The organism is Pseudopedobacter sp. (genome assembly GCF_040392825.1).
Lineage (GTDB): Bacteria > Bacteroidota > Bacteroidia > Sphingobacteriales > Sphingobacteriaceae > Pseudopedobacter.
Map to the genome: position 1 here is coordinate 1 of NZ_JBEBVH010000188.1, position 8,079 is coordinate 8,079.

The 8,079-nt window shown below is 35.7% G+C and carries 10 protein-coding genes; 4 read left to right on the top strand and 6 right to left on the bottom strand.

The genetic code is table 11. The features are described 5' to 3' along the window. Positions 1-138: 138 nt before the first annotated feature. Positions 139-873, top strand: a complete 735-nt coding sequence (locus ABWO41_RS12945; RefSeq protein ID WP_353138622.1) for a DUF481 domain-containing protein — start codon at positions 139-141, stop codon at positions 871-873. A gap of 126 nt (positions 874-999) precedes the next feature. Next, positions 1,000-1,737, top strand: coding sequence for a lysophospholipid acyltransferase family protein (locus ABWO41_RS12950; RefSeq protein WP_353138625.1), 738 nt, complete (start codon positions 1,000-1,002; stop codon positions 1,735-1,737). Here ABWO41_RS12950 and ABWO41_RS12955 read toward each other — a convergent pair. The 3 genes from ABWO41_RS12955 to typA all read right to left on the bottom strand — a co-directional run bounded on the left by ABWO41_RS12955 (position 1,734) and on the right by typA (position 4,510). After that, positions 1,734-2,225, bottom strand: coding sequence for a thioredoxin family protein (locus tag ABWO41_RS12955; RefSeq protein WP_353138628.1), 492 nt, complete (start codon positions 2,223-2,225; stop codon positions 1,734-1,736). The genes ABWO41_RS12950 and ABWO41_RS12955 overlap by 4 nt on opposite strands. Before the next feature lie 7 nt (positions 2,226-2,232). Continuing rightward, complete coding sequence (locus ABWO41_RS12960) at positions 2,233-2,628, bottom strand: hypothetical protein (protein WP_353138631.1); 396 nt, start codon at positions 2,626-2,628, stop codon at positions 2,233-2,235. A gap of 70 nt (positions 2,629-2,698) precedes the next feature. Continuing rightward, positions 2,699-4,510, bottom strand: a complete 1,812-nt coding sequence (gene typA, locus ABWO41_RS12965; protein ID WP_353138634.1) for a translational GTPase TypA — start codon at positions 4,508-4,510, stop codon at positions 2,699-2,701. 118 nt (positions 4,511-4,628) lie between these two features. Here typA and ABWO41_RS12970 point away from each other — a divergent pair, with 118 nt between their 5' ends. Next, positions 4,629-4,787, top strand: a complete 159-nt coding sequence (locus ABWO41_RS12970) for a FeoB-associated Cys-rich membrane protein (protein WP_353138637.1) — start codon at positions 4,629-4,631, stop codon at positions 4,785-4,787. 54 nt (positions 4,788-4,841) lie between these two features. On the opposite strand, the gene ispF is transcribed toward ABWO41_RS12970, so the two are convergent. The 3 genes from ispF to porV form a co-directional block, all read right to left on the bottom strand. Beyond that, positions 4,842-5,321, bottom strand: coding sequence for a 2-C-methyl-D-erythritol 2,4-cyclodiphosphate synthase (gene ispF, locus ABWO41_RS12975; protein WP_353138640.1), 480 nt, complete (start codon positions 5,319-5,321; stop codon positions 4,842-4,844). Position 5,322: 1 nt separating this feature from the next. After that, positions 5,323-6,075 (bottom strand): hypothetical protein, encoded by a 753-nt coding sequence (locus ABWO41_RS12980; RefSeq protein WP_353138643.1) that lies wholly within the window; start codon positions 6,073-6,075, stop codon positions 5,323-5,325. A 68-nt stretch (positions 6,076-6,143) separates the two neighbouring features. After that, positions 6,144-7,295, bottom strand: a complete 1,152-nt coding sequence (gene porV, locus ABWO41_RS12985) for a type IX secretion system outer membrane channel protein PorV (protein ID WP_353138646.1) — start codon at positions 7,293-7,295, stop codon at positions 6,144-6,146. 278 nt (positions 7,296-7,573) lie between these two features. On the opposite strand from porV, the gene ABWO41_RS12990 reads away from it, so the two are divergent. Continuing rightward, on the top strand, positions 7,574-8,079 hold a 506-nt coding region (locus tag ABWO41_RS12990; protein WP_353138649.1), incomplete at its 3' end, for an SUMF1/EgtB/PvdO family nonheme iron enzyme.

An 8,079-nucleotide genomic window follows, 5' to 3' on the forward strand; every position in this document is an offset into this window, starting at 1 on the left:
GCAGATAAGATTATCCCAGTTGGAGACACCTACCGGGATGAGTTCTTTAGAATTATCGAAAACAAAAACATTACCTAAACCTTATTATATCAGACTAAATCCGAAAGAGAAATAAAAAGGCGCAGAGTTTTGTATAAAATGCTTAGATTCTTTTACACTTTACCATTGATACTACTTACTAAAATTGGCTTTTCGCAGTTTAATGACAGTACGAAGTATTATATAAATTTCGTGTCTTCGGGTTCCATTAATAAAACCCAGGATGGCAGTTCTTATTTGCTAAACAATGGTTTTCAATTTCAGATAAGAAAAGAAGCTATCGAATCTAATTTTTACAGTAACTGGATTTATGGAAAGCAAAACCAAAAGTTAAGTAACAACGACTTTTCAACAACGCTGGATTTCAATATCTACAACAGAAAAGCTTCCAATTTATATTATTGGGGGCTGGCAAATTATAACACAAGTTATTCATTAAAAATTAACAATCAGTTATTAACAGGAGTGGGGCTCGCCTATAATATCATCAACAAAAACAACCAAAAATTAAATATCAGCGACGGGATTCTTTTTGACAGAAGTGATATTATGCTTACAGACAACACTCAGGAAATTTACAGCACATGGAGAAACTCGTTCAGACTGTCTTTTAAATTTGTTATTAATAAAATTTTCACCCTGCAAAGCACCAGTTTTATCCAGAATTCTCTGGATAAAAAGGCCGATTACATCATCAAATCCAACAACGGTTTAAGTATTAAATTGACAAATTGGCTTTCTTTTGAAACCAAATATACCTTTAATAAAATTTCCAGAACAAAAAGAGAAAATCAATTATTTAGTTACGGATTAAAGCTCGAGAAGTACTTTTAGATATTATGATCTTTCATTTTAAAACAGCAAAGCATACAAAGTTCTCAAAATAAAAATCTATCTCCCGGTCCTTGCACACGCTGTGCTTAATGATTTTTATTTTAAATTTGTGCCCATTGTAAACATATGAATAAGTTTTTCGGATATATTTTAAGCATTTTACACTACCTGTATTTCTTATTAGTGCTGATTATTTTTCAGCCAATACAATGGCTTTCCTTGAAATTGGGTGGCTACACAGCCCATAAGCATGCAGTAGACATTTTAAATGCTTTTCTAATCAGTACTTACTATGTATTAGGTTGCCGTGTTTCATTTACAGATGAGCAACATGTACCAACAGGACGCCCGATTATCTTTGTTGCAAATCATCAGAGTATGTATGATATTCCGCCGTTGATCTGGTTTCTGAGAAAATATCATGCAAAATTTATTTCGAAGATAGAATTAACAAAAGGTATTCCTTCTATATCCTTTAACTTAAAATACGGCGGTGGCGCAAATATAGATCGCAAAGACTCTAAGCAAAGTATTGTAGAAATTGCGGGTTTGGGCACAAGAATGAAAAAAAACAACTGGAGTGCTGTGATTTTCCCGGAAGGTACCCGGTCAAAAACTGGCGTTATGAAAACTTTCCATGTCGGTGGAATTGCTACTTTATTAAAAAGAGCTCCAAATTCTTTAATTGTTCCAATTGCTATCGAAAACTCCTGGAAAATGAATAAATACGGTTATTTTCCTTTAAGTCCATTCCATCATTTGAAATTCACAGTTCTACCGTCAATAGAACCTGCTGATAAACCCATCGAAGAAATTGTTCTTGAGGCAGAAAATGAAATCCGAAGTTTTGTAGCAAAAAATTAATCTGTATAATTTTTTGGGTCTAAAGCTTTAGGTATCCACGCTTTCAAAAAGTTGGACACTTTTTCCGTATCATGTCCATTACCCGACTCTAAATAAGCCGAGTTTTGTGTATGTATTTTTTTCCCGTTCTGATCCAGAATTACAAAAACGGGAAAACCAAAACGCTGCGGAAACTCCAATCGTTTTAATATAGCTTCATTTTTATTTTCCTTGCTATAATTCAGGTGTACAACAACAAAATTGTCGTTAAGTAAACTATTCAGATTTTTATCCGCATTCACCAATTCGTTAAACCGTAAACACCAAACGCACCAATTTCCTCCAATTTGTATAAAAACATTCTTGCTTTCTGTTTTAGCTTTTACAATTGCATTTTCTAAATCCTTTTGCGCATCAGCAGTTGGATTATAAATTTTAGATGTCACATTTTGTGCTGCAGCAGAAAAGAAAATTACCATTAATGTGATAAAAAGAAATGCTTTTTTCATGGAGCTTTTATTTAAACGGATATTTTCTGAAACTAACCTGACTCATCCCATCTTTTTCGTAAACCGCCAAACAATCAGACTGAAATTCCTGCGGAACCTGTGGTTCCAGCAAGTTTAATGTTGATGGTAGGCCCCCGCTATCTTTAAAGAAATAAACTTTTGTATTTCCATATTTAGTGTGCGGCATAAAATCTCCGTATTGCTGCATTTCGTCCCAGTACTCTCCAGAAACAGATACTGCATATACCCGAATAACCGGACCATCATTTTGTTCATTCCTAATAAAAGAAATCTCTCTAAAATCTCCTTTGAGGTCTTTCACTCCGGGCTGGCTTAGGAAGTTCCAAACAATAATTACAACCACGCCCAAAAGAATGAATAGTAAAAATCTATTTCTTTTCATATTCAACAAAAATAAAAAGAGTCGGAGAAAATTCCCCGACTCTTCATAAACGATATCGTTACATAAATAATTATTCTGTCGTGAATCTTTTAGCGTTAATCTTACGCTCGTTTTCAGTCAGGTATATTTTTCTCAAACGAATACTTTGTGGAGTTACCTCGATATATTCATCTGCCTGAATATATTCCATACACTCTTCCAAAGAGAATTTAATAGCCGGAGCAATTCTAACGTTGTCATCAGAACCAGAAGCTCTCATATTTGTCAATTGCTTTCCTTTTACCAGGTTTACAACTAAATCGTTGTCACGAATGTGCTCACCAACAATCTGCCCTTCGTAAACATCAACTCCCGGCTCCACAAAGAAACGACCTCTATCTTGTAATTTATCAATAGAATAAGCTGTTGTTTGTCCCTTATCCATAGAAATTAACACACCTGCTGAACGTCCAGGGATTGATCCTTTCCATGGCTCGTAATCTTTAAAGCGATGCGCCATAATTGCTTCGCCTCCAGTTGCTGTCAAGACGTTATTACGCAAACCGATAATACCACGAGAAGGAATTTCAAATTCTAAATGTTGTAAATCACCTTTCGGCTCCATAATCAATAACTCACCTTTACGTTGAGTTACCAATTCGATTACTTTACCAGAAACATCTCCGGGAACGTCTACAGTTAAAACTTCTATTGGCTCACATTTTCTGCCGTCAATTTCTTTAACAATTACCTGTGGCTGACCTACCTGAAGCTCGTAACCTTCACGACGCATCGTTTCAATCAATACCGACAAGTGAAGAATACCTCTTCCGTAAACCAGGTAGGCATCTGGTTGGTCTGTTTCCACAACTCTCAATGCCAGGTTTTTCTCTAACTCTTTATAAAGACGTTCTCTCAATTTTTGAGAAGTAACAAATTTTCCTTCTTTTCCAAAGAAAGGAGAGTTGTTAATCGTGAACAACATGTTCATTGTTGGTTCATCAATTGAAATAACTTCCAATTGCTCGGGGTTTTCGAAATCAGCGATCGTATCACCAATATCAAATCCATCAATTCCAACAACGGCACAGATATCACCTGATTTTACTTCGGAAACTTTAATTTTACCTAAACCCTCGAAAGTATAAAGCTCTTTAACTCTTGATTTTACAACAGAACCATCTCTTTTTACCAAAGAAACAGGTTGATTTTCTTTTATGGTACCTCTTGCTACTCTACCGATAGCTATACGACCAACGAACGAAGAATAATCTAAAGAAGTGATTTGCATTTGCAACGTTCCTTCTTTAAAAGGAGCTGGTTGAATATGCTCTAAAATTGTGTCTAATAAGGGGAAGAAATTATCAGTTGGTTTTTGCCAATCTGTGCTCATCCATCCGTTTTTAGAAGATCCGTAAATAACAGGGAATTCCAATTGCTCCTCTGTTGCTCCCAGATTGAAGAACAAATCAAATATTTGTTCATATACTTCTTCCGGACGACAGTTTTCTTTATCTACTTTGTTTACAACAACAATAGGTTTCAGACCTAAAGCTAAAGCTTTTTGCGTTACGAAACGAGTTTGAGGCATAGCACCTTCAAAAGCGTCACAAAGCAATAAAACCCCATCTGCCATTTTCAATACACGTTCTACTTCACCACCAAAATCCGCGTGGCCCGGAGTATCAATGATATTGATTTTTACATCTTTGTATCTAACAGAAACGTTCTTAGAAACGATTGTAATCCCTCTTTCACGCTCTAAGTCGTTATTATCTAGAATTAATTCTCCTGTTTCCTGGTTGTCTCTGAATGTTTCGCAAGTGTGTAAGATTTTGTCAACCGTTGTAGTTTTACCGTGGTCAACGTGAGCGATAATCGCTATATTTCTAATGTTTTGCATGCAAGAACTGCTTAAAAAATTTTGCGCAAAGATACGAAGAAATTTGGAAAAATAATATTTGCCTTTTTAAATTTTTATGACATAACACTCTAAACAAAGGCTTAATTTTGAACTTATTATGGATACGCAAACTATTTTAGTCTTCGCTATTTTCGCACTGGCTGTATTCTACATTTCCAGGTTAGTATACAGATCTGTTTTTGCAAAAAAGGGATGTGCAAGTAATTGCGGCAAATGTGCTGCGGATTTCTCCAACATTCAGAACGAGAAAAAATAACAAATGTTGAATATAAAAAAGTCCGGATTCTGGTGAATACCGGACTTTTTATTTTTAGTCTTTTTGTATTAAACAAGTTGCATAAGCAACTACTCCTTCCTCGCGGCCAACAAAACCCATCGTTTCCCCTGTGGTTGCTTTTATAGAAATATCTTCAACATCACATCCCATTGCTTTAGCAATATTTGCCTTCATCTCATTTATATATGGTTTAATTTTCGGGGCTTCTAAACAAAGCATAGCATCTACATTTCCCACTTTAAAACCCTTTTCTCCGATCAGTTCTACACACTTTGTCAGAAGAATAAGGCTGCTGATTCCCCTCCATCTTTCATCCGTATTTTTGAAATGATGACCAATATCTCCCAAATTTGCCGCACCTAAAAGTGCATCGCAAATAGCATGAGCCAATACATCTGCATCCGAATGGCCGAATGCACCCCTATGGTGCTCTAATTTAACACCACCAACAATAAACGGATGATTATCTTTTAATTGATGCACATCAAACCCAAAGCCAACTTTAATCTTCATTTTATTGATTATAAATACTTATTACCTTTAGCATTTTCTTCTTTTTCGAACCTATAGTAAAAGAAGGGACGATAACTGCTACCAATCCCGCAATTAACATTGGAGAAAATTTTATGTCCGTATCTGGATACGGCGGTGGGCCCGAGTTTTTGTTTAGGCTCGCTGTATGAATAGCTCCGGAAAGAATTAAAGCAGCACCGGAACCATAAGAAATAGCACTAAAAGTATTCAGATTTTTAATCTTTCTTAATAACTCAGCGCATTCCGCATTATCACTCGTGACAGCGTAAAGATTCTTATAGTTTAATTTTTCCAAATTCCCTTTTCCCTTTTGTATAAACTCCACCTTATTGCTGGTTATTATTCCTCCCGTATACATCGTTCCTCCTCCAAAAGTATTTCCTCCAAATCTTCCCATTCCCATACCAGATTGGTTATAATATGTTTTAGAATATAAGCTTATTTTCCCTTGGAACTCCCTTTTATAGAAACGCTCGCCACTACTGCCCAACGGGTCATTAAGAAAATAACCTTCCAGGTCTCTATAAAATTTCACTGTATTTATCTTATATTTTTCCGTTTCATTCACCAGTAAATAAGATTCTGAGAATAACGGAGACTTTAATTCCAGTGTTTTCGCTTTAATGATTCTTCCGTTTTTTAAACCGACATACAGACTATCGTTGGCAGTTTTTGCTTTTGTACCAAAACAAATGACAAGAGAAGTAAATAAACCAAGTAAGATTTTATTCATTATTACCCCAATAAAAACATAAAGGACTTGATGATTAATCATCAAGTCCTTTTAATATACTAAATTTCTTATTTTTTAACCGCCTCAGCAACTTCGGCAAAGTTAAGAGATAAAGAAAATCTTAACGTTTGCGCTAAAGGCGATTTTTGTGTATTTGCCGCAATATAAGCCATATCTATATTGACTATATTATACTTAAGTCCCGCACCAAGTGTTAAATAATTACGATTTCCTTTATTTGGATTTTCGTAAAAATAACCGGCTCTTATTGCAAATTGCTTGTTATAAAAATATTCTGCTCCAAATCCAAAATTTACCTCCTGCAATTCTTCGGAAAAGCCTCCCGGAGCATCACCAAAAGAGCCAAAAATCCCTGCCGGAACAGACTTGGTACTATTTGGGTCTGAAGGTACTAACAATTTGTTTGCGTCTACAGTAAATGTAAAATCGTTTTCATCATCTATATGATAGGTAATACCCGCACCCAATCTCAAATTGGTAGGCATAAAATATTTTGGTCCGGCATCTGTATAAGATATTTTTGTTCCGATATTAGAAATATTGACTCCTGCTGTATAAGTAGCTTCTTTATCTAAAAACGGCTTTTTATCGCTTCTGTAATAACCAGATACATCAGCTGCTAAAGCCGTACCTGCTCTATTTTGGCTTCCCGTATTCACCATACCACTGGTTAAATTGGAGTACACAAACCTAATTGCTGTACCTAAGGAGAAATTATTACCAAAACTTCTCGCTAAAGACGCGTCTACAGATAATTCATTTGGGTTATATGTTCCTGTCTTATCCGTTTCATTTGGCCCGGTCCTCATTTCAATATCTCCGTAAGAAAAATATCTCAATGAACCTCCAAGCACATTTCTTTCATCTAACCGATAGTAACCGCTTAAATAAGCGATATTAATATCAGGAACAAACTTTTGCATCCATGGACTGTAACTTGCGGAAATACCATAGGCATCTTTTAAAAAGGCCAACTTGGATGGGTTCCAATGTATAGCATTGGCATCCGGAGCTGTTGCCACACCAACTTCACCCATTCCTCCTGCTTTTGCGTCGGGTGCCACCAGAAGAAAAGGTACTCCTGTAGAAACAATGTTACCAGTCCTACCATCCGAACTAACATCTTGCCCAACGGCCTGATTTACGCCGAAACTCACAAAAAAACCTACAAATAAGGAGAAATATTTCTTTTTCTTCATGCTATAAAACTATAACTTTTTATTCTTTTTTAAACCTTTATATTTAAATTTTCAAAAAGAATCTAACTAAACCAAATTGAGTCAAAAACTCCTAAGTAAGATTTCAACTCTCTAAAAATAAAAAAGCATTTTATATTTTCAATATTTTGTAACTTAATTGCCTGATTTTCGTAATCTAAGCCAGTCTTACCAGACTTGATAATGTGAAGATTAAAGTTTAAAATTAATGCCCAATTAATATAATTTATTAATTTTAGGCTTTCAAATTGGAAAATAGAATGAAGAAAAATATCATTGCTTATTTTATAGCATGTATTACTGTTTCCTGTGTGGCTACGTCTTGTAATAAAAAATCCTCTTCTGCACCCAAAGTGTCAGGAAAAACCGGGGCACTGTACAATGACAAAAGACCAGGCTCCCTGCAGGTTATGGCAAAAACAAAACCTACTCCCGGGCCAGGATTAGTTCATATAGAAGGTGGAACCTTTGTAATGGGAGGCTCAACTATAGATGATATCGGCTTTGACCATACTTCACCGAAAAAGAGAGTTACTGTACCTACTTTTTATATGGATGAAACAGAAGTTGCCAATGTTGACTGGTTAGAGTATCTAAACTGGATTAGAGAAGTTGCCGAAGACCCAAGATGGTATTATGAAGCACTTCCTGATACACTGGTATGGAGAAGCCCTTTGGCTTATAACGAACCCTACGTAAGCAACTACTTAAGACATCCGGCTTATCAGGACTATCCTGTAGTTGGTGTAACATGGGAACAAGCCGT